This is a genomic window from Pseudomonas sp. HMSC066A08 (assembly GCF_001813025.1).
GTDB classification, from domain to species: domain Bacteria; phylum Pseudomonadota; class Gammaproteobacteria; order Pseudomonadales; family Pseudomonadaceae; genus Pseudomonas; species Pseudomonas aeruginosa.
Genome location: NZ_KV811261.1, coordinates 1 through 20,740, shown reverse-complemented (window position 1 = coordinate 20,740; position 20,740 = coordinate 1). Strand labels below are relative to the sequence as shown.

The following is a 20,740-nucleotide window of genomic DNA, read 5'->3' as shown; positions in this document are numbered from 1 at the left end:
CGGGTCGCCTCGCACCGGACTGCCGGCCGAACGCCCGACGCATCGCGTCAGCCCTTTTCCCTGGCCGCGCCTGGCCTCGTTCAGACGCCGGCCTTCCACTTCACGACCCGACTCCCATGCGATCGAAACTACTCCTGCTGTTCATTTGCCTGTTGCTGCCGGCGGTACCGTTGGTCGCCGCCCAGGCGGGTGCCTCCATGACCCTGTTCAGCCAGATGCACGTCGAGCACGAGGACATGGTGATCGGCGAGGACGACTGGGCCTGGGTGCGCCACAAGGGGACCCTGCGGGTCGGCGTGGCCCTCGACGAAACGGCGCCGTTCAACGTGCACCTCGACGACGAGAACTACGAAGGCATCACCGCCGATGTCACCGCGCTGGTCGGGCAATTGCTGGGCATGCGCATCAAGCTGGTGGCGTACGCCACCCATGCGGCGGCGATCGAGGCGCTCGGCGCCGGGCAGATCGACCTGCTGGGCAGTCACTACAGCGCGCTGGAGCAACCCGGGCTGGTTTCCAGCCGTCCCTACGCCCGGGATCGGCTGGCGGTATTCAAGCGGGTCGGCGAGCCGCGCAATTCATCGGCGGACCTCGCCGGTCTGCGCGTGGCCGTGGCCAGGGAGCACGACGAGGAACTGCGCCAGCGCTTCCCGCGGGCCCGCTTCGTGGTGTTCGACAATCACGACGAAGCGATCGCGGCGGTAGCCTTCGGCCACACCGACCTTTATATCGACGACGTGCTCAGCGCCTACCAGCGGATCAATCGTTCCTTCTACGGCTACGTGAAGTTCGAGCGCTTCGCCGATACCCGCAGCGACGGGGGGTACGGCTACCTCCTGCGCAGCGACGAGACGCGCCTGCTGCGGGTGGTCAACGCCGCCATCGGCGCCATCGACCAGGATCGCCTGGAGTACATCGCCCGGCGCTGGGTCGGCGGCGGCTCCCTGCCGACCGGCGAGCGTATCGCGCTGACACCCGAGGAGCAACGCTGGATCGCCCGGCATCCGGTGGTACGCCTGGTGATAAACGACGACCTGGCGCCGCTGGCCTTCTTCAACTCCAACGACGTGTTTTCCGGGGTCACCTCCGACCTGCTGGAAATGATTTCCCGGCGCACCGGCCTGCATTTCCAGGTTTCCTCTCGCAGTGGCGGCTTTCCGGAACAGATCGCCGCATTGCAGAAAGGCCAGGCCGACCTGGCGATCATGAGCCGCAGCCGCCGGCGCGAGGAGACGCTGCGCTTCACCCGCTCCTTCCTGTCGACCTCCTTCGTGCTGATCGCCCGGGCCGACGAGAAGGGCCGGGCGGAAAGGGTAGGGAACCTGGATGGCAAGCGCCTGGCGATTCCCTCGGGTCACGTGGGAATCCAGGGAGTGCGCGATCGGTATCCGCAGGCTGCCGTCGTCGAGGTCGAGACCAGCCTCGACGCGATGAACCTGGTCTACGAAGGGCGTGCCGAGGCGGCGGTGGTGCCGCTGGTTTCCGCCCGCTACTACATCGTCCGCCTGTTCCACGAGAGACTGGCGGTGGCCGACCAGGTTGCCATCGGTCCGGCGACCGCCAACTTTGCCGTGCGCCGTGGCGACACGGAGTTGCAGACCATCCTCGACAAGGCTTTGTTGAGTATTTCCCCCGGCGACCTGAGCGATGTCGTCAACCGCTGGCGCTCGCCGCCAGGCATGAGTGGGCAGACCTGGGTCGATTATACCCGGCTGATCGCGGAAATCGTCGCGGCGGCGGCGGGCCTGCTGCTGCTGAGCCTGGGCTGGGTCACCTACCAGCGCCGGCAGATTCGCGACCGGCTGCGCGTCGAGCAGGCGCTCAACGACCAGTTGCAGTTCGTCGAGGCCCTCACCGATTCCATGCCGCCCCCGCTCTATGTGCGTGACGCCAATGGGCGGATGCTCTCCTGCAACCGCAGCTACCTGAGCAGCGTTGGCCTCGCTGCCGAGCAGGTCCTGAACCGGACGGTGCTCGAACTGCCCACGGAAAACTTCGAGACCGGCCCCGAGTTCCATCGCAATTACCTCGAGGCCATGCGGGACGGCCGGACCATCGAATCGGTGCATGAGGTGATCCTGGGCGGCAGGAAATGCTGGATCGACCACTGGATCCAGCCGTTCCGCGACGCCAACGGTACCGTGCGGGGCGTCATTTGCGGCTGGCTGGACATTTCCGAACACCGCAAGCTGGTCGCTGAACTCAAGGAAGCGAAGAACCTGGCGGACGAGGCGAGCCGGGCCAAGACCACCTTCCTGGCGACCATGAGCCACGAGATCCGCACGCCGATGAACGCGGTGATCGGCATTCTCGAGTTGGCGCTCAAGCGCGCCGATACCGGCCGGGTGGACCGCTCCAGCATCGAGATCGCCTATGCCTCGGCGAAGAGCCTGCTGGAACTGATCGGCGATATCCTCGACATCGCCCGCATCGAGTCCGGACGTCTTGGCCTGTCGCCGAAGCGGGCCAACCTGCGCGAACTGGTGGAATCGGTGGCGCGGGTGTTCGAAGGGCTGGCCCGGCAGAAGCGCCTGAGCCTGATCCTCGACATCGACGCGAGCATCAATGGCGACGTGCTGCTCGACGCCATGCGTTTCAAGCAGATCCTGTCCAACCTGGTCAGCAACGCGATCAAGTTCACCGACGAAGGCTCGATCAGCATCCGCATCGACGGCCACCTGGTGGAGCCCTCGCTGCTGCAGGTCAACCTCTGCGTGGAGGATACCGGCATCGGCATTTCCCTGGGCGACCAGCAGCAACTGTTCCGCCCGTTCGCCCAGGTCGAGCGCAATGTGCAGAACACCGAAGGAACCGGACTGGGCCTGGTGATCTGCCGTTCGCTGTGCGAGATGATGGGCGGGCGCCTGGTCATGAGCAGCGCGCTCGGACAGGGTACGCGGGTCGACGTCGAGCTGCGCCTGCAAGTGCTCGAACCGGTCAGCGTCAGCGAGCGCCCGGTCCAGGTCGGCAACCGCCAGGCGCGGCGCCTGCAGGTGCTGGTGGTGGACGACCATGCGGTCAACCGGCAGATCCTCCACCAGCAACTGAGCTTCCTCGGCCATGACGTGCAGGAGGCGGAAAACGGCCTGGCTGCCCTCAACCTGTGGCACGAGCAGCCGTTCGACATGGTAATCACCGACTGCCACATGCCGTTGATGAACGGTTCCGACCTGGCCCGCTCGATTCGCCAGGAGGAGCGCGAGAACAACGAGGAGCCGGTGGTCATCCTCGGCCTCACCGCGGATGCCCAGCCGGAAGAGATCGAACGGTGCATCCAGGCCGGGATGAACGAGTGCCTGATCAAGCCGATCGGTCTCGACGTGCTGGAGGAGCGTCTGCTGGCCCTCGGCTTCGCCGAGGAGCAGGAGGAGACCTCGCCGGTGTCCCTCGATGCCGAGCCCGTCGCGGCGCCGCCGGTGCCGCTTCTGTACGACCTGGAGTCGCTGCATGCGCTGACGGGCGGCGAGCCGAGCATGCTTCGTCGCCTGCTCGACGAGTTGCTCACCAGCAACCGCAAGGATCTGGAAGCCCTCGAAATTCTGGTGCAACGCCAGGAGACCGGCGAATTGGCCGAACTGGCGCACCGGATCAAGGGCGCGGCGCGGGTGGTGCGCGGCGAGCAACTGGTGGACAGCTGCCGGCGCCTGGAAGAGGTCTGCCTCAACCCCCACGCCGCGTTCTCCCGGGTGGAGGAGTGCGCCGTCGGCGTGAAGCTGGCGCTCCTCGCCTTGGACGAGGGCCTGCTCAGGGAACTGGCCGAATGACCCGCGGCTCTTTTTCCTGCATGCCGGTCGCCTGGGTGCCGCAACCGCCGGCGCGGTAAACCAATCGTCATCGCTTTGCCCGAGGATCGGGCATATCCAGGCGCGGAAAAGACTACACTCCGGTTGGGGGCCTTTTCCGCGGAGCCTGACCAAAGATCGGAATACCGCCCTCGCGGGCACCCAAGCCGATTCCTGCGGTCAGATAGTCCTTCTGGAGTGCGTTGAACGAAAGGAACCAAGCGATGGCCGACCTGACCAGCCTGAGCATCGAGCATTTGCGCTCGCCACGGCTGTATACCCACCGTCTGATCCTGCGGCCCTGGCTGGTGCAGGACCGGGCCAGGTTCGCCGAACTGAATGCCGACCCGCGGGTGATGGAGTTCTTTCCGTCCTGCCTGGATCGTGCCCAGAGCGACGCGTTGCTGCGCCGCATCGACGCGCACTTCGCCGAGCACGGTTTTGGCTGGTGGGCGCTGCAGGTCAAGGGCGGCGATCCTTTCATCGGCTACGTGGGGCTGGAGGTCGTGGACTTCGATGCGCCCTTCGTACCCGCGGTGGCCATCGGCTGGCGTCTCGCCGCCGAGTATTGGGCGGAGGGCTTCGCCCACGAGGCGGCCGAGGCGGCGCTGAGCTACGCCTTCGATACCCTTGGCCTGGACCAGGTGGTGGCTTTCACCGTACCGGCCAACGAGAACTCCCTGGGGCTGATGGAGCGCCTGGGGATGCATCGCGATCCCACCGACGACTTCGAGCATCCCGACCTGCCTCCCGGCCACCGCTTGCGGCATCATGTGCTGTATCGGTTGACGCGCGAGGACTGGCTTCGCAGATGAGTCGGCCGTTTCCGAAAAGGCCTCCCATGGACGCGAACCTTCCTCCTTCCGCCATTTCCGAACTGCATGGCCCGCGCCTGCTGCTGCGCGCCTGGCGCGACAGCGACCGCGAGGCGTTCGCCGAGATGTGCGCCGATCCGCAGGTAATGGAATTCTTCCCCGGTGTGCTCGACCGCGCGCAGAGCGACGCCTTGGTCGATCGCGTCCAGGCGCATTTTGCCGAGCGTGGCTACGGGCCCTGGGCCCTGGAGCTACCGGGCGAGGCGGCGTTCATCGGATTCACCGGTCTGTTCGACGTGACCATGGACGTGCACTTCGCCCCGACCGTGGAAATCGGCTGGCGTCTGGCGCCCGCCTACTGGGGCCGTGGACTCGCCCGCGAAGCGGCGGAAACCGCCTTGGATTTCGCCTTCGAGCGGCTGCGCCTGCCCGAGGTGGTGGCCTTCACCACGCCGCCCAACCGTCGCTCCTGGGGCTTGATGGAGCGCCTGGGCATGCGTCGCGATCCGGCCGAGGATTTCGACCACCCACTCCTGGCAGCGGATCACCCGATGCGCCGGCATATCCTCTATCGCGTCGACGCGGCCCGCTGGGCGGAGCGGTGAACATGGGCGACGGCGGCGGCGAGGTGCTCTCCTACCATCGCCTCAGCATGCATCGCCCGGAGCGCTACGCACCCGGTCCCGGCGGACTGGACTGGGCGACCCAGCCGGCGCCGTTCCGCCAGTACCGGGGCTGCCGGCAAATCGAACTGCTGCATCGGCCGCTGGAGGAGTCTCCACCCTACGACGGGGTGTTTTCCGGGCCGGCGGCCGCGCCCTCCCGGCTCGATCGCCGCAGCCTCTCGCAGATGCTCTATGACGGATTGGCGCTGTCGGCCTGGAAGGAGGCCGGCGGCACTCGCTGGGCGCTGCGGGTCAATCCGTCGAGCGGTAACCTGCATCCCAGCGAAGCCTACCTGCTGCTTCCCGGCGGTACCCTGGAGCCGGCGCCGCTGCTCGCCCACTACCGGCCCGACAAGCATGCCCTTGAGGTGCGCGGCGAACTGCCGGCAACGCTGGCCTCGCTGCTGGATGACTGTTTGCCGCCCGGCGGCTGCCTCCTGGCATTGACCAGCGTGCCCTGGCGCGAGGCCTGGAAATACGGTGAGCGAGCCTATCGCTACTGCCAGCATGACCTCGGCCACGCGCTGGCCTGCCTCTCGATCGCCGCGGCGATCCAGGGCTGGGAGATGCGCCTGATGCGCGGCATCGCCGAAAGCGCACTGGACGGCCTGTTCGGCCTTGACCGGGACGGCTTCGCCGAGCGCGAGAGCGTCGACGCACTGTTCTGGATCGGGCCGGCGCTCACGCAGGAGCCTTCCCTTTCGCCGCGCCTGTGCGAAGGACTGGCGGCCCTGCCGTTGGCCGGCGCACCGAACCGGCTGTCGCGGGAGTACCGGGACTGGCCGGAGTTGCAGCGGATACATGGGCTATGCCGGGCGCCGCGCCTGCCGGTACGCCCGTGGAGGGTCGCGCCGGGCGAGCCCGGCAACGACAATCCCGGCCTGCCGCTGCGACCGCTGTTGCATCGGCGGCGTAGCGCGCAGCGCATGGACGGACGCGCCGGCATCGATGTCGAGCTGCTGCGAGCCTGGCTGCGCAGGCTGCTGCCGGAGCGCTCGCCGGTGCCTTTCGCGGTCACCGGCGAGGCTGCGCGGGTCGATCTGCTGCTGTTCGTCCATCGTGTACAGGGTCTGGTGCCGGGGTTGTACTGGCTGGACCGCAGCGGCCTGCGGTGGCCGCCGATGCGCGAGGATTTCCTCTGGCAGCGCGTCGATCCGGAGTTGCCGCTGTACCTGTTGCAGGAAGGCGATGCGCGCGCGCTGTCGGCGTATCTCTCCTGCCAGCAGGACATCGCCGGCGACGGCTGCGTCGCGCTCGCCATGCTCGCCCATCTCGGCGCGGCGCTCGAAGAAGGCCCCTGGTGCTATCCGCGGCTGTACTGGGAATGCGGGCAGGTCGGCCAGTTGCTCTACCTCGAGGCGGAGGCCGCCGGGCTGTCTGGGACGGGTATCGGCTGCTACTACGATCCCCTGGTGCATGAGCTGCTTGGACTAACGGATGAGTCCATGGCCAGTCTCTACCATTTCACCCTCGGCCGCGCGGTGTGGGACACTCGTCTTTGCAACATGCCCGCGTACCCGGCCTTGCGCCGCGACTAGCCCGTCGACAGCCCGAATTCGAGGAAACACCCCATGACCCAGATACTGGACAACCTGGTGGCTTTGCTGAGCCTGGAACCCATCGAGGAGAACCTGTTCCGGGGCATGAGCCAGGATCTCGGCTTCCGCCAGCTCTATGGCGGCCAGGTCCTGGGGCAGGCGCTGTCGGCGGCCAGCCAGACGGTGGAAGACGATCGCCACGTACACTCCATGCACGGCTACTTCCTGCGTCCCGGCGACGCCAGCATGCCGGTGGTGTACCAGGTGGACCGGGTGCGCGACGGCGGCAGCTTCAGCACCCGCCGGGTCACCGCGATCCAGAAAGGCCAGCCGATCTTCACCCTGAGCAGCTCCTTCCAGTACGACGAGGAAGGCTTCCACCACCAGATCGAGATGCCCGAGGTGGTCGGCCCGGATAATCTGCCTTCGGAACTGGAGCTGACCCGCCAGCGCGCCGAGCGGATTCCCGAGCGCATCCGCGACAAGCTGCTGTATCCGAAGCCCATCGAGATTCGTCCGGTCACCCAGCACGACCCCTACGACCCGCAGCCCGACGAACCGGTGAAGTACCTCTGGTTCCGTGCCGACGGCAAGCTGCCGGACGTCCCGGCGCTGCACAAGTACCTGTTGGCCTACGCCTCGGACTTCGGTTTCCTTACCACCTCGATGCAGCCCCATGCCGTTTCGGTGTGGCAGAAGACCATGCAGGTCGCCAGCCTCGACCACGCCCTGTGGTTCCACCGCGACCTGCGCGCGGACGAGTGGCTGCTCTACGCCATCGACAGCCCCTGGGCCGGCAACGCACGCGGTTTCGTGCGCGGCAGTATCTTCAACCAGAGCGGCCAGCTGGTCGCCTCGTCGAGCCAGGAAGGCCTGATCCGCAAGCGTGAGGACTGGGCGTGAGGCTGGCCGACATCCGCCACTGGGTGTTCGACATGGACGGCACCCTGACCCGGGCCGTGCACGACTTCCCGGCGATCCGCCGAGCGCTGGACATCCCCGAGCAGGACGACATCCTGCTGCACCTCGCCGCCCTGCCCGAGGCCGAGGCGGCGGCCAAGCACGCCTGGCTGCTCGAACACGAGCGCGCCCTGGCCGAGGCCGCGCGGCCGGCGCCGGGCGCACTGGAGCTGGTGCGCGAGTTGCAGCGGCGCGGCGTGCGCCTGGGCATCCTGACCCGCAACGACCACCAGTTGGCGCTGATCACCCTCGAAGCGATCGGCCTGGGCGGCTGCTTCCCCACCGAGCACATCCTCGGGCGCGGCGAGGCGCGGCCCAAGCCGGACCCTGACGGCCTGCTGCGCATCGCCCGACGCTGGAACGTGACGCCGGCGGAGCTGGTGATGGTCGGCGACTACCGTTTCGACCTCGACTGCGGACGCGCCGCGGGTAGTCGCACGGTGCTGGTCAACCTGCCGGAAAACCCCTGGCCGGAGCTGGCCGATTGGCACGCTGCCGATTGCCATGCGTTGCTCGAGCAATTGCAAACGCTGTAGGAGTATCCGGCGGAAAACCTCGAGGGCGGCAGCGCCAGCGGCTCCCCGAAAACGAAAAAAGCGCAGGAGGCCAGGCTCCTGCGCTTTTTCCCTGCGCATCCGTGCGGGATGCGGCGGCTGTTATCAGCCGTTGATCGCGTCGGTCAGCGCCTTGGCCGGAACGAACTTGGCTACACGCTTGGCAGCGATCTCGATCGCCTTGCCGGTCTGCGGGTTGCGGCCGGTGCGCGCGGGACGCTCGGAGACCTTCAGCTTGCCGATACCCGGCAGGGTGATTTCGCCATCGTTCTCCAGGGCGTCCTTGACGATCTCGGCGAGTTGGTCGAGCGCGCTGCGAACGGTGGTCTTCTGCGCGTCGATGGCTTCGGCGATGTCCTGGATAAGTTGGTCTTTGGTCAGTGCCATGGTGGTGTAGCTCCTTGGTAAAAGACTGCGCGAGGGGCCTCGCACAGAAACGGGCGTGATTTTAAACAGCTTGGCGCGAATAAGGTTCCCTTTTCTCCGCTTATTTGTTTCCTCGCACGACGCGCATGACAGGGCCGTTACAGAGGTTTTCGCGGCTGTCGGGAATGATGCCGGCGTCGGTTGTCCGACGCACCCTCATGGTTCTGCCAGGGGCGCATGCCTCCGGTTCTTAGTTAAGGAATATTGGTTATTTATGGGTTAGGGTTTCATCTATTAAGGTTATAAGCAGGACATCCCGTCCCTTTCCATCACCGGAGCCTGCTTTCCTCGCGCCAACGCCTGGCCCTCGCTCCTCGTTCGAGGTGCCGCATGAGCGAAGCCCGGTTCCACTCGCCCGACTCCAGGACACCGCGACCCATGGTCGGTTGGGCGGCAAGCCTGCGCGACAGCGGACTGCTGGCGCAGGCAGTGCCGCGCGTGTTCGCCGGCATGGAGCGGGACTGGGGGGAAATCTTCGCTGGCGTCCGCCACCTGGCCGAGCAGGAACTCGAACTGGCACGGCGCCTGGTCCTGCATCATCTGCAGATCGCTTCCATTCGCCTGCTGGGTAGTCCTGAACAGCAGCGCCGCCTGTTGCCGGCCAGCGTCGAGCGACGCTGGCTGTGGAGCGAGGCGGTCGATCTGCGGCGTGCCCAGCCCGAAGCGCAGGAGCACTGGCGGGGCGGTTTCCTGGTGGGTGGACGGGGTAGCGATTGCTTCGCCGTGGAAGACGTGGATCGCTTGCTGATCTCAGCCTGGCACGCGCCCTCCCGCGCTCACCTGATCGCTGTCGCCGAAACGGAGCGGGCAGGCATCGACATCTCCGGCCTCGCCGATGGCTCGGGGCTGTTCCTGCCCGCCGGGCAGCGGCTGCATTGCCAGCGGCTGCGGCTGCATCCCGAGGACATCCTGGTGCCGCCCGGCCTGCCGCCGACCCCCCACGGGCAACTGCGCGAAGGCTTGACCCGATTGGCCCAGGCCAACCTCGACCTGGGCCAGGCTGCGCGGGTGCCGGGCGACGTGGCGGGGCAGGGAGAGGCGCCGCGTCTCCTCGCCCTCGCGCTGCGTCTTGTCGAACTGGCGGCGGAGTCCTTCCAGGCGGCATTCGCCCGCGGCGGCGCGCTGGCATTCCGCGAAAGCGCGGCGGCGTCGCTGCTGGCGAGCGAGGCGGAGGCGGTGGCCCGCGCCGGGCTGCTCGCCTGCCTGCGCCGACAGGCCCTGGAGGCCCGTCTGCTGGGCGCTGCCCTGTAGGGACGGGGTCGCATGGAGCAAGGGCGGAAGGGCAGCCGGGTGCGCATTCGCGCTCATAAACTAATTCCAAAATATTATTTATATCGATTTTTTTATATCTGTAATCTGCATCTCACCGGACCACCGGACTCGCTGTCGCCACCCATTGCCCGTCCCTGGTCCGTTCTCCTCCGGAGCGCGGCACCGTTGCCTCCGAGGTTCGCCCGATGAAACGCCCGAATTCCCTGCGCCGCCTGGTGGCAGCCCTGGCCCTTGCCAGCCTTTCCGTCGCCACCCAGGCCGCCGACATCACGGTCGGCTACCAGACCGGCATCGACCCGACCAAGGTGCCCCAGGCCGATGGCCTGTACGAGAAAGCCATCGGCGAGAAGATCGACTGGCGCCGCTTCAACAGCGGTCCGGAAGTGATCGCCGCGCTCGCCTCCGGCGACCTGCAACTCGGCAACATCGGGTCCAGCCCGCTGGCAGCGGCGACCTCGCGCAAGCTGCCGATCGTCGCCTTCATCGTTTCCGCGCAGATCAACGCCGCCGAGGCGCTGGTGGTGCGCAATGGAAGCGGGATCGAGAAACCCGAGGACCTGGCCGGCAAGACCATCGCCACCCCGTTCGTTTCAACCTCCCACTACAGCCTGCTCGGCGCCCTCAAGCACTGGCAGATCGATCCGTCCAAGGTGAAGATCGTCAACCTCAACCCGGCCGAGATCGCCGCCGCCTGGCGTCGCGGCGACATCGACGGGGCCTTCGTCTGGTCGCCGGCGCTGGGCGAGATCAAGAAAAGCGGCAAGGTCCTCACCGACGCCGCCGAAGTCGGCCAGTGGGGTGCGCCGACCTTCGAGGTGTGGGTGGCGCGCAAGGACTTCGCCGAGAAGCATCCTGAAATCGTCGCCCGCTTCGCCCGCGTCAGCCTCGATTCCTTCGCCGACTACAACGCGCACAAGGCCGAATGGACCGCCGACTCCGAGCCGGTGAAGAAGATCGCCCGGCTGACCGGCGCCGATCCCAGGGATGTCCCCGAACTGCTGGCCGGCTCCACCTTCCCGGAAAGCCAGGCGCAACTGTCCGCAGACCTGCTCGGCGGCGGCACCGCCAAGGCTATCGCCGGCACTGCCGAATTCCTCAAGGAACAGAAGCGCGTACCGGCCGTCCTTGGCGACTACTCGCCCTACGTCAGCGCCGACTTCGTGCGCCAGGCGGAGCAGGTCCAGGTCGGCCAGCGCTGAATTCCGCGACTCCGCCCCGGCCTGTCGGAGCGGAGGCTTTCTTACCCTACGGAGGGCAGAACACATGAGCCGTCTGACGGCCGAGGCGATCAGCCTCTCATTCGAACAGCGCGGCCAGCGCCGCGCCATCCTCCGCGATCTCAGCCTGGGCCTGGCCAAGGGCGAGTCGCTGGTGGTGCTGGGCCCGTCGGGCTGCGGCAAGTCGACACTGCTGAACATCCTCGCCGGTTTCCAGAAGCCGGACCAGGGACGCGTGCAGATCGACGGCCGGACACTCGAAGGGCCCGGCGGCGAGCGCGGCGTGGTGTTCCAGGACGACGCCCTGATGCCCTGGCTCAACGCCCTCGACAACGTCGCCCTGGGCCTTCGCATCCGTGGCCTGGGCAAGGCCGAGCGCACCGCGCGGGCGCGCCGGGTCCTGCAACTGGTGGGCCTCCAGGAGTACGCCGAGCAGTCCGTCGCCCAGCTCTCCGGCGGCCAACGCCAGCGCCTCGGGCTGGCACGCGCGCTGGCGGTCGAACCGGACTTCCTGCTGCTCGACGAGCCGTTCGGCGCGCTTGACGCGCTGACCCGCGAGCGCATGCAGGTGCTCCTGCTGGACCTGTGGAAGCAGACCGGCAAGGGCCTCTTCCTGATCACCCACAGCGTCGACGAAGCCCTGTTCCTGGCTACCGACCTGGTGGTGATGGACGGCCCGCCGGCGCGCATCGTCAAGCGCCTGCCGGTGGACTTCGCGCGGCGTTACGCCGCCGGCGAAACGGTGCGTTCGATCAAGTCCGATCCCGAGTTCGGTCGTTTGCGCCAGGCGTTGCTGGACGAATTCCTCGATGTCGCGGAGGCCGAACATGCCCACTGATACCCTCGGACTCGCCGTCGCCAAGCCTGTCCCGCGCAAGCGGCGCCTGCCCGGCGACCGCCGGCGCTGGGCGGCCGGTGCCAGCGTGCTGGCCCTGGCCCTGCTGTGGTGGGCGGCGACCCGTTTCGGCTGGGTCGACGTGCTGTTCCTGCCGGCGCCCGAACAGCTCTTCGAAGCCCTGCAACGGCTATGGCAGGAGGGTTACCTCGATGCCAGCCTGCTGCAACACGTCGGCACCAGCCTGCTGCGGGTGCTCCTGGCGCTCGGCGCGGCGGTGCTGACGGCGATCCCGCTGGGCGTGCTGATGGGCCTCAACCCCCTGGCCGGAGCGGCCCTCGATCCGCTGGTGGAGTTCTACCGGCCGATCCCGCCGTTGGCCTACCTGCCGCTGATCGTCATCTGGTTCGGCATCGGCGAGCTGAGCAAGGTGCTGCTGATCTACCTGGCGCTGTTCGCGCCGCTGCTGATCGCTACCGCTGCCGGCGTGCGTCGCGTCGACCGATCGCGGGTGCAGGCGGTGCGCTGCCTGGGGGCCAGCCGCTGGCAGGTGGTGCGCTACGTGATCCTGCCGAGCGCCTTGCCGGAGGTCATCACCGGCCTGCGCATCGCCCTCGGCGTCGGCTGGTCGACCCTGGTCGCCGCCGAGCTGATCGCGGCCAACCGCGGCCTCGGCTTCATGGTCCAGTCCGCCGCGCAATTCCTCGCCACCGACGTGGTGGTGGTCGGCATCCTGCTGATCGCCGCCATCGCCCTGGCCTTCGAACTGGGGCTGCGCTGGGTCCAGCGGCGCTTCGCCGCCTGGGGTTGAGCGCGAGAGTCCCGAGTCATTCCCGAACCGGCCTTCACCCTCGCGGCGAAGGCCGGAGCGAGGGCGCGCAGGGCGCGCCCGCAACCTGCCCGACGAGTAGCACGACATGAGCCTGACCATCCAACCCATCAGCCCGGCCCTGGGCGCCATCGTTTCCGGCATCGACCTCGGCGCGCCGCTGGACGACACCGGCCAGAGAGCCATCGAGCAGGCCCTGCTCGAACACCAGGTGCTGTTCTTCCGCGACCAGTCGCTGGAACCCAGGAGCCAGGCGCGCTTCGCCGCCCGCTTCGGCGACCTGCACATCCATCCGATCTACCCCAGCGTGCCGGAGCAGCCGGAGGTCATCGTCCTCGACACCGCGGTCACCGATGTGCGCGACAATGCCATCTGGCACACTGACGTGACCTTCCTCGAGACCCCGGCGCTGGGGGCCGTGCTCGTCGCCAAGCAATTGCCGCCGTTCGGCGGCGACACCCTCTGGGCGAGCAGCACGGCGGCCTACGAGGCGCTGTCGGCGCCGCTGCGGCGTCTGCTGGACGGCCTCACGGCGACCCACGACATCGGCAAATCCTTCCCCCGCGAGCGCTTCGGCGTCACCGAGGCCGACCTGGCGCGCCTGGAGGAGGCCCGCCTGAAGAATCCGCCGCGCTCGCATCCGGTGGTGCGCACCCATCCGGTCACCGGGCGCAAGGGCCTGTTCGTCAGCGACGGCTTCACCACCCGCATCAACGAACTGGAGCCGGCCGAGAGCGATGCGCTGCTGAAGTTCCTCTTCGCCCATGCCACGCGACCCGAATTCACCGTGCGCTGGCGCTGGCAGGAAAACGACGTGGCGTTCTGGGACAACCGCGTGACGCAGCACTACGCGGTGGACGATTACCGGCCACAGCGGCGGGTCATGCATCGCGCCACCATCCTCGGCGACAAGCCCTTCTGACGACGCCGCGCGCGGGCTTCCTCCTGCGGCCCGCGCCGGCAACTGTCCGTTCCGCCAGCTTTTGCTCTCGAAAAGGTCGCCTCTGCGACATTCGCTGTCGTGTCCCGGCGTGCCGCTCTCGCCTAAGCTTGGCGGGTCCAATTGTTTCGAGAGTTTTCATCCATGCAAGAACGCATCCCGGATGAGCTGACCCTGCCAGAGCTCACCCTGCGTGGCCTGATCCTCGGTGCGCTGATCACCGTGGTCTTCACCGCCTCCAACGTCTACCTCGGTCTGAAGGTCGGCCTGACCTTCGCCTCGTCGATCCCGGCGGCGGTGATCTCGATGGCCGTCCTGCGCTACTTCTCCGGCGCCAACATCCTCGAGAACAACATGGTGCAGACCCAGGCCTCGGCGGCCGGCACTCTGTCCTCGATCATCTTCATCCTTCCCGGCCTGCTGATGATCGGCTACTGGGCTGGCTTCCCGTTCTGGCAGACCGCGGCGATCTGCTCCATCGGCGGCATTCTCGGGGTGCTCTATACCATTCCGCTGCGCCGGGTGATGGTGGTGCAGAGCGAACTGCCGTATCCGGAAGGGGTGGCGGCGGCGGAAATCCTCCGGGTCGGCAGCGACAGCGCCGACGGCGAGGAGGATGCCCGCGCGCCGCGTGCCGCCGGTAACGCGCCGGGCCTGTACGACATCCTCGGCGGCGGCCTGGTGGCGGCGCTGTTCAGCCTCTGGAGCAGCGGCTTCAAGGTTCTCGCCGAAGGCTTCAGCGTCTGGCTCAGCGCCGGGCAGGCGGCGTTCCGCCTGTCCACCGGTTTTTCCCTGGCGCTGGTCGGTGCCGGCTACCTGATGGGCATCACCGCCGGCATCGCGATCCTCATCGGCGTGGTGATCTCCTGGGGCGTCGCGGTGCCGCTGCTGACCGTCAACAGCGTGCCGGTCGACGGCCAGAGCCTGTCGGACCTGGCCACCCAACTGTGGAGTTCGCAGGTGCGCTTCCTCGGCGCCGGCACCATCGGCGTGGCCGCGCTGTGGACCCTGGCGACCCTGTTCAAGCCGATGGTGCAGGGCGTCTGGGCCTCCCTCGGGGCAGTGCGCGGCAACAGCCAGGCGAGCAGCCTGCGCACCGAGCTGGACATGCCGGCCAGGTGGATCCTGCTGATCGCCGGGATACTGCTGGTCTCGCTGTTCGTGGTCTTCAGCCACTTCCTCGGTGCCGCCGCGCCGGACATGGCCGGCCCGCAGTTCTGGAGCCTGGTGGCGGTATGCGTGGTGTTCGCCTTCTTCTTCGGCTTCCTGATCGCCGCCGCCTGTGGCTACATGGCCGGCCTGGTCGGTTCGTCGAGCAGTCCGATCTCGGGGATCGGAATCATCGCGGTCATCCTGGTGTCGTTGCTGATACTCGGCTTCGGCAGCATCGAGGGCGGCCTGCTGGACCGCCAGAACGGCAAGCTGGCGATCGCCCTGGCGCTGTTCACCACTTCGGTGGTGCTGGCTATCGCGGCGATCTCCAACGACAACCTGCAGGACCTCAAGACCGGCTACCTGGTCGGCGCCACGCCCTGGCGCCAGCAGGTCGCGCTGATCGTCGGCTGCATCGTCGGCGCGCTGGTGATCCCGCCGGTGCTGGAACTGCTCTACAGCGCCTACGGCTTCACCGGGGCCCTGCCGCGCGAGGGAATGGACCCCGGCCAGGCCCTGGCCGCGCCGCAGGCGACCCTGATGACGGCGATCGCCAGCGGGATTTTCCACGACGCGCTGAACTGGAACATGATCCTCATCGGCGTCGCCCTGGGCATCGCCCTGATCCTCGTCGACCTGCTCCTGCGCCGTACCGGCAAGGCCTGCCTGCCGGTGCTGGCGGTGGGCCTGGGGATCTACCTGCCGCCGACCATCGGCATGACCCTGGTGGTCGGTGCGCTGATTTCCTGGCTGCTGGAAAATGCCCTGAAGAAGCGTGCGGCGGCGGCCGGGGGCGACGAAGAGGCTTATGCCGAAGAGCCGAAGCGACGCGGCGTGCTGCTGGCTTCGGGGCTGATCGTCGGCGAGAGCCTGATGGGCATCCTGCTCGCCGGGGTGATCGGCGCCACCGGCGAGGACGCGCCGCTGGCGCTGGCCGGCGCCGGCTTCGCGGGCATCGCCCAGTGGCTGGGACTGGTGGTATTCGTCGCGATCTGCGTGCTGTTCTACCGGCGAGTGCTGGCGCGCTGAGGGATTCGCGGCTGCACGGGGAGGGGATGTTGCCGCTAGCGTCACTCCCCGCGTTCAGGGAAGGGGGACGAGGGAAGGGGCGCCTTGCGCGCCCCCTTTTCCTGCGCTCAACGCACCAGGTGCAGGAACTGCAGGTGCCGCTCGTACTGGTCGAGCATGTCGTTGATGATCTGCTCCTTGGTGTAGCCCATCAGGTCGTAGTCCTGGCTACCTTCGGCGAGATGCACCTCGGCACGGAAGTAGCGGCGGTTCTTCAGGTGCAGGCCGCCCATGCCGGCACGCGCGAAGGACGGCGTGAAGTAGCCGCGCATCAGCACCTGGTAGAGGAACCGATGCTGCTCGCCATGACCGATCTCCAGGCTCAGCGAGGCGTTGCCCGGGTCGAGCTGGGCGTCCACCGCCAGGCCCTTCTCGCGGAACACCTCGGAGACCTCGCTGATCGCCGGGCGCACCACGTCGTTCATGAAGCGGTACACCTCGTCCCGCGAGGGGAAGTGCACGGCCTGCGACAGGCGCCGCTTCCAGCCGCCGGAGCGCTTGCCGTTGCCGCTCATCAGCGGCGCCAGGGAGTGGCTCCGCGCCCTCTGGCGCTGCGACTCCATGTAGAAGGCCTTGTGCAGGCCCCACATCATCAATAGCAGGATCAGCGAGAAGGGCAGGGAGGTCAGCACCACCGCCGACTTCAGCGCGTCGATGCTGCCGGCGAACAGCAGCCCTCCGGTGACCAGCGCGGTGACCGAGCCCCAGAACACCCGCAGCCACTTCGGCCCGTCGTCGTCGGCGCTGCCGCCATGGGCGGAGAGGGTGGAGAGGACCACGGTGCCGGAGTCTGCCGAGGTGACGAAGAAGACGAAGCTGACCAGCACAGTGACGGTGATCACCGCGCGGCTCCAGGGGTAGTTCTGGAGCATCTGGTAGAGGGCCATCGACGGCTGCTCGATGGCCACCCGGCCGAGTTCGCTGGCGCCGCCGAGGGCCTGCTCCAGGGCGCTGTTGCCGAAGATCGACATCCACGCCAGGGTGAAGCCGAGCGGGATGAACAGCACGCCGAAGACGAATTCGCGGATCGTCCGGCCGCGCGAGATGCGCGCGATGAACAGGCCGACGAAGGGTGCCCAGGCGATCCACCAGGCCCAGTAGAACACCGTCCACGAGCCCAGCCAGTCGCTGGGGCCGCCGTAGGCGTAGAGGTCGAAGCTCTTGCCCGGCAGGTGGCCGAGGTAGTCGCCGACGTTTTGCACCAGGGTATTGAGCAGGTGCTGGGTCGGACCGGCGAACAGCACGAACAGCAACAGGCTGCAAGCCAGCAGCATGTTGATGTCGGAGAGGATGCGGATGCCCTTGTCGACCCCGGAGACCGCCACCGAGATGGCCGCGCCCATCATCAGCACGATGAGCGCCATCTGCACCGGGTGGGTATGCGGGATGGCGTACAGGTAGTCCAGCCCGGAGTTGAGCTGGAGCACGCCGAAGCCCATGTCGGCGCCGAGGCCGAACACCGTGGCGATGATGCCGAAGCAGTCCACCGTGTAGCCGATCGGCCCGTTGATGCGCTTGCCGATCAACGGGTAGAGCGCCGAGCGCAGGGCCAGCGGCAGGTTGTGGCGGTAGGCGAAGTAGGCCAGGGCCATCGCCACCAGGGCGAATACGCCCCAGCCGTGCAGGCCCCAGTGCAGGAACAGCAGTTCCATGGCCTGTCGCGCGGCTTCCTGGGTACCGGCCTCGCCTTGCGGCGGCTGGAGGAAGTGGGTCAGCGGCTCGGATACGCAGAAGAAGAACAGGGTGATGCTGATGCCGGCGGCGAACAGCATGCCGGCCCAGGACAGGTAGCTGAATTCCGGTTCGTCGTGGTCGGCACCGAGCTTGATCTTGCCGTAGCCGGAAAGCGCGGTGACCACCACGAAGATCAGGTACAGCGTCATCGCCAGCAGGTAGTACCAGCCGACGGTCTGCGAGGCCCAGGTCTGCGCGGCCAGCAGCCATTCGCCGGCGCGCTGGGGGAAGCCGATGACCACTGCGGCGAACAGCAGGATCAGGATCGCCGCACCGTAGAACACCGGGGGATTCATGCGGATGGGCGTGGGGGTGGAGGGGGTGGCGGAGGGCGATTGTGCGTCAGTCAAAACAGGCTGGTCTCCTCGTCCTTAATTTGATCAAGCGTTCAATATAAACACGATCAAGGGCTCGGGAGCCAATCCTTCGGACGTATGGAAGCCTTCGGCGCCGCGCTTTTCCCGCACGTTCGCCGAAGGATTCCTTCAGTTCGCCGCCAGTCCCAGGCGCCGCCTTCCCGCCACCTCGTCGCCGCCTGCCTGCTCGGTGGCCAGTTGCAGGAGCAGGGCCTGTACCTGCTCCAGCGACGGCGCTCCGGGTTGGCCGAGCAGGCGCCGCAGACCGGCCAGCGATGGGTCTGGCGTTGCCCCGCCAAAATTCAGATGCTGCGGCAGGATTTCTTCCTTGTCGCTGACCAGCAGGGCGAAGTGGACGACGTTTTCCAGCTCGCGGATGTTGCCTGGCCAGGGATAGCTCTCGAGGACCCGCTGGGTTTCCACGCCGATGGCCGGCACTGGCAGGTCCAGGCGCTGGGCATAGACGCCGACGAAGTATTCCGCCAGCGGCAGGATGTCTCCCGGACGTTCGCGCAATGGCGGCAGGCTCAGGCGGCCATCGTGCAGGTACTGCTGCAGGCCGGCCAGGAACTTGCCGGCGCGCACCGCCTGGTCCAGGTCGACGCTGGTGGCGGTGACCAGGCGCACGTCATGGGGAATCGGCTGCTGCGCGCCGACCCGCAGTACCTCGCGTTCCTCCAGCGTCTGTAGCAGCCTGGCCTGCAGCGTCAGCGGCAGGTCGGCGATCTCGTCCAGGTACAGGGTGCCGCCATTGGCCGAACCGAACCAGCCGGCGCGGCTGCCGACCGGGCCGTTGTGGGCGCCGGGGGCGTAGCCGAACAGCTCGGCTTCGGCGTGGTTGCGACTGAGGGCGCTGCAACTGACCGCGACGAACAGACCGGCGCGTTCGCTGTGGCGGTGGATCTGCCGGGCGAGCAGCTCCTTGCCGGTACCGGTCTCGCCTTCGATCAGCACCGGCTGGCCCTGCGGCGCGAGGCGCTCGAGTTCTTCGCGGACCCGATGCGAGCGTGGGTCGAAGAACACCAGGGCCTTGGCGCGGATGCTCAGCGGACTGCGGTCGGCGTCGGGAAAGGTCAGCGGCGCGGGGTGTGGTTTCTCGCTCATGGGTAACTCCTTGACGGCACGGGGCGCCTCCAGCGCCTGCGCCGCGACGACGGACCGGGACGGCTGCGGGCGGGGCCGTTGCGGAAAAAGAAACGCCGGTGCAAGCCATGCGACACCGGCGTGAACAAGGGGCGCTGCAACGGCGCCCAGCGTGGGAGTCGGGACGGGCTGGGGTCAGAAGGCCGGGACCACCGCGCCGGCATATTTCTTCTCGATGAAGGCTTTCACTTCCGGGCTGGTCAGCGCGGCGGAAAGCTTCTTCAGGGCGTCGCTGTCCTTGTTGTCCGGACGCGCCACCAGGTAGTTCACATAGGGCGAGTCGCGGTCTTCCAGGACCAGCGCGTCCTTGGCCGGGTTGAGCTTGGCCTCCAGCGCATAGTTGGTATTGATCAGGTCCAGGTCGACCTGGTCCAGCACGCGCGGCAACAGGGCCGATTCGAGTTCCTTGAATTTCAGGTTCTTCGGGTTCTCGGCGATGTCCTTGGGCGTGGCCAGGGCGTTGTTCGGGTCCTTCAACTTGAGCAGGCCGGCCTTCTGCAACAACAGCAGGGCGCGCCCGCTGTTGCTGCCTTCGTTGGGGATGGCGACGGTGGCGCCGTCGGGCAGTTCGGCCAGCGACTTGTATTTCCTTGAATAGCCACCGAAGGGCTCGACGTGTACGCCGACCACGGTGACCAGGTTGGTGCCCTTGCCTTTGTTGAAGTTCTCCAGGTACGGCAGGGTCTGGAAGTAGTTGGCGTCCAGGCGCTTCTCGGCGACCTGCACGTTGGGCTGTACGTAGTCGGTGAACACCTTGATCTGCAGGTCGACGCCTTCCTTCGCCAGGGTCGGCTTGATCAGCTCGAGGATTTCCGCGTGGGGGATCGGCGTGGCGGCGACGATGAGCTTTTCCGCGGCGCTGGCGGAAACGCTGATGACGGAGGCCAGGGCAGTCAGCAGGAGCAGTTTTTTCATTCTTCGATCCTTGTAGGGCGATGTCCGCCGCTGCGTTCAGGGCGGTGAAGGAGGGGCGCCAACACGCGAGGGGCGGCTTGAAGGGGAGAGTAGCGACTCTTGTTATTCCATAAAAATATTATTTGTTTATTTTTATATTCTATAAAAGAATATAAGGGGCTGAGGCAATTTGTCTCGCGACAACCGACCACAGCAGGACGGTCTAGGCTAACGGGTAAGATTTTCGTACCGAATTGCTCTGCATCAAGGCGGGTGGTCCGGGAATCTGCTTGCGACCCTTCCCGCATTCCTGCCATCCAGGGCTGCGGTCGCTTTCCAATGACAAGAACGATAGCTGAAGGATGTGTTCCAAAACCTTGCGTAGCGTTGCGCGTGAGGAAGCACGGCCGAATCCGCACGTAAGCCGGAAGGGCCGAGAACCTGAAGAGGAGTTGCCATGTTCGGATTGGAGGCTATCGACCTTGCCCGCATCCAGTTCGCGTTCACCGTGTCCTTCCACATCATCTTCCCGGCGATCACCATCGGGTTGGCCAGCTACC

17 protein-coding genes are annotated in these 20,740 nt (G+C 67.1%); 13 read left to right on the top strand and 4 right to left on the bottom strand.

Going from position 1 to position 20,740, the window contains the following annotated elements; genetic code table 11:
- Positions 1 to 116 precede the first annotated feature (116 nt).
- From HMPREF2886_RS03840 to HMPREF2886_RS03815, 6 genes are all read left to right on the top strand, one after another.
- Positions 117 to 3,764 carry a transporter substrate-binding domain-containing protein gene (locus tag HMPREF2886_RS03840; RefSeq protein ID WP_070746823.1) on the top strand — a complete coding sequence of 1,216 codons (3,648 nt, stop codon included), beginning with the start codon at positions 117 to 119 and terminating at the stop codon, positions 3,762 to 3,764.
- Between the two features lie 242 nt (positions 3,765 to 4,006).
- Positions 4,007 to 4,597, top strand: a complete 591-nt coding sequence (locus HMPREF2886_RS03835) for a GNAT family N-acetyltransferase (protein WP_057389161.1) — start codon at positions 4,007 to 4,009, stop codon at positions 4,595 to 4,597.
- A 26-nt stretch (positions 4,598 to 4,623) separates the two neighbouring features.
- Complete coding sequence (locus tag HMPREF2886_RS03830; RefSeq protein ID WP_033972402.1) at positions 4,624 to 5,202, top strand: GNAT family N-acetyltransferase; 579 nt, start codon at positions 4,624 to 4,626, stop codon at positions 5,200 to 5,202.
- 2 nt (positions 5,203 to 5,204) lie between these two features.
- Positions 5,205 to 6,800 (top strand): SagB/ThcOx family dehydrogenase, encoded by a 1,596-nt coding sequence (locus tag HMPREF2886_RS03825; RefSeq protein ID WP_070746820.1) that lies wholly within the window; start codon positions 5,205 to 5,207, stop codon positions 6,798 to 6,800.
- A 33-nt stretch (positions 6,801 to 6,833) separates the two neighbouring features.
- Complete coding sequence (tesB, locus tag HMPREF2886_RS03820) at positions 6,834 to 7,703, top strand: acyl-CoA thioesterase II (protein WP_003093084.1); 870 nt, start codon at positions 6,834 to 6,836, stop codon at positions 7,701 to 7,703.
- Positions 7,700 to 8,296 carry an HAD family hydrolase gene (locus HMPREF2886_RS03815; protein WP_033977527.1) on the top strand — a complete coding sequence of 199 codons (597 nt, stop codon included), beginning with the start codon at positions 7,700 to 7,702 and terminating at the stop codon, positions 8,294 to 8,296. The genes tesB and HMPREF2886_RS03815 overlap by 4 nt, the downstream gene beginning before the upstream one ends.
- Positions 8,297 to 8,419: 123 nt before the next feature.
- On the opposite strand, the gene HMPREF2886_RS03810 is transcribed toward HMPREF2886_RS03815, so the two are convergent.
- Positions 8,420 to 8,746 carry an HU family DNA-binding protein gene (locus tag HMPREF2886_RS03810; RefSeq protein ID WP_223198316.1) on the bottom strand — a complete coding sequence of 109 codons (327 nt, stop codon included), beginning with the start codon at positions 8,744 to 8,746 and terminating at the stop codon, positions 8,420 to 8,422.
- Positions 8,747 to 9,070: 324 nt separating this feature from the next.
- Here HMPREF2886_RS03810 and HMPREF2886_RS03805 point away from each other — a divergent pair, with 324 nt between their 5' ends.
- The 6 genes from HMPREF2886_RS03805 (at position 9,071) to HMPREF2886_RS03780 (ending at position 16,014) form a co-directional block, all read left to right on the top strand.
- Positions 9,071 to 9,991, top strand: a complete 921-nt coding sequence (locus HMPREF2886_RS03805; protein WP_083318517.1) for an acyl-CoA dehydrogenase family protein — start codon at positions 9,071 to 9,073, stop codon at positions 9,989 to 9,991.
- A 206-nt stretch (positions 9,992 to 10,197) separates the two neighbouring features.
- Positions 10,198 to 11,211: a taurine ABC transporter substrate-binding protein gene (gene tauA, locus HMPREF2886_RS03800; RefSeq protein WP_033977529.1), complete on the top strand. Its 1,014-nt coding sequence runs from the start codon at positions 10,198 to 10,200 to the stop codon at positions 11,209 to 11,211.
- Positions 11,212 to 11,275: 64 nt separating this feature from the next.
- Positions 11,276 to 12,067 carry a taurine ABC transporter ATP-binding protein gene (locus HMPREF2886_RS03795; RefSeq protein ID WP_033972407.1) on the top strand — a complete coding sequence of 264 codons (792 nt, stop codon included), beginning with the start codon at positions 11,276 to 11,278 and terminating at the stop codon, positions 12,065 to 12,067.
- Complete coding sequence (locus tag HMPREF2886_RS03790) at positions 12,057 to 12,875, top strand: ABC transporter permease subunit (RefSeq protein WP_033977530.1); 819 nt, start codon at positions 12,057 to 12,059, stop codon at positions 12,873 to 12,875. Before HMPREF2886_RS03795 ends, HMPREF2886_RS03790 begins: the two co-directional genes overlap by 11 nt.
- Before the next feature lie 106 nt (positions 12,876 to 12,981).
- On the top strand, positions 12,982 to 13,815 hold the full coding sequence (gene tauD, locus HMPREF2886_RS03785; RefSeq protein ID WP_033972409.1) for a taurine dioxygenase: 834 nt from the start codon (positions 12,982 to 12,984) through the stop codon (positions 13,813 to 13,815).
- A 162-nt stretch (positions 13,816 to 13,977) separates the two neighbouring features.
- Positions 13,978 to 16,014, top strand: coding sequence for an OPT family oligopeptide transporter (locus tag HMPREF2886_RS03780; RefSeq protein ID WP_070746816.1), 2,037 nt, complete (start codon positions 13,978 to 13,980; stop codon positions 16,012 to 16,014).
- Positions 16,015 to 16,121: 107 nt separating this feature from the next.
- On the opposite strand, the gene betT is transcribed toward HMPREF2886_RS03780, so the two are convergent.
- From betT to HMPREF2886_RS03765, 3 genes are all read right to left on the bottom strand, one after another.
- Positions 16,122 to 18,083: a choline BCCT transporter BetT gene (gene betT, locus HMPREF2886_RS03775; protein ID WP_003119234.1), complete on the bottom strand. Its 1,962-nt coding sequence runs from the start codon at positions 18,081 to 18,083 to the stop codon at positions 16,122 to 16,124.
- 189 nt (positions 18,084 to 18,272) lie between these two features.
- Positions 18,273 to 19,247, bottom strand: coding sequence for a sigma 54-interacting transcriptional regulator (locus tag HMPREF2886_RS03770; protein WP_039026977.1), 975 nt, complete (start codon positions 19,245 to 19,247; stop codon positions 18,273 to 18,275).
- A 174-nt stretch (positions 19,248 to 19,421) separates the two neighbouring features.
- Positions 19,422 to 20,201: a MetQ/NlpA family ABC transporter substrate-binding protein gene (locus HMPREF2886_RS03765; protein WP_003093057.1), complete on the bottom strand. Its 780-nt coding sequence runs from the start codon at positions 20,199 to 20,201 to the stop codon at positions 19,422 to 19,424.
- Positions 20,202 to 20,637: 436 nt separating this feature from the next.
- On the opposite strand from HMPREF2886_RS03765, the gene HMPREF2886_RS34175 reads away from it, so the two are divergent.
- A partial coding sequence (locus tag HMPREF2886_RS34175) for a cytochrome ubiquinol oxidase subunit I (RefSeq protein WP_139148389.1) occupies positions 20,638 to 20,740 on the top strand: 103 nt, incomplete at its 3' end.

Excerpts from the sequence above, each read along its gene's own strand:
- HMPREF2886_RS03835 (WP_057389161.1), top strand. The coding sequence starts at position 4,007 with ATGGCCGACCTGACCAGCCTGAGCATCGAGCATTTGCGCTCGCCACGG.
- tesB (WP_003093084.1), top strand. The coding sequence starts at position 6,834 with ATGACCCAGATACTGGACAACCTGGTGGCTTTGCTGAGCCTGGAACCC.
- tauD (WP_033972409.1), top strand. The coding sequence starts at position 12,982 with ATGAGCCTGACCATCCAACCCATCAGCCCGGCCCTGGGCGCCATCGTT.
- tauA (WP_033977529.1), top strand. The coding sequence starts at position 10,198 with ATGAAACGCCCGAATTCCCTGCGCCGCCTGGTGGCAGCCCTGGCCCTT.
- HMPREF2886_RS03770 (WP_039026977.1), bottom strand. The coding sequence starts at position 19,247 with ATGAGCGAGAAACCACACCCCGCGCCGCTGACCTTTCCCGACGCCGAC.
- HMPREF2886_RS03805 (WP_083318517.1), top strand. The coding sequence starts at position 9,071 with ATGAGCGAAGCCCGGTTCCACTCGCCCGACTCCAGGACACCGCGACCC.
- HMPREF2886_RS03790 (WP_033977530.1), top strand. The coding sequence starts at position 12,057 with ATGCCCACTGATACCCTCGGACTCGCCGTCGCCAAGCCTGTCCCGCGC.
- HMPREF2886_RS03765 (WP_003093057.1), bottom strand. The coding sequence starts at position 20,201 with ATGAAAAAACTGCTCCTGCTGACTGCCCTGGCCTCCGTCATCAGCGTT.
- HMPREF2886_RS03825 (WP_070746820.1), top strand. The coding sequence starts at position 5,205 with ATGGGCGACGGCGGCGGCGAGGTGCTCTCCTACCATCGCCTCAGCATG.
- HMPREF2886_RS03830 (WP_033972402.1), top strand. The coding sequence starts at position 4,624 with ATGGACGCGAACCTTCCTCCTTCCGCCATTTCCGAACTGCATGGCCCG.
- HMPREF2886_RS03840 (WP_070746823.1), top strand. The coding sequence starts at position 117 with ATGCGATCGAAACTACTCCTGCTGTTCATTTGCCTGTTGCTGCCGGCG.
- HMPREF2886_RS03795 (WP_033972407.1), top strand. The coding sequence starts at position 11,276 with ATGAGCCGTCTGACGGCCGAGGCGATCAGCCTCTCATTCGAACAGCGC.
- HMPREF2886_RS03780 (WP_070746816.1), top strand. The coding sequence starts at position 13,978 with ATGCAAGAACGCATCCCGGATGAGCTGACCCTGCCAGAGCTCACCCTG.
- betT (WP_003119234.1), bottom strand. The coding sequence starts at position 18,083 with ATGAATCCCCCGGTGTTCTACGGTGCGGCGATCCTGATCCTGCTGTTC.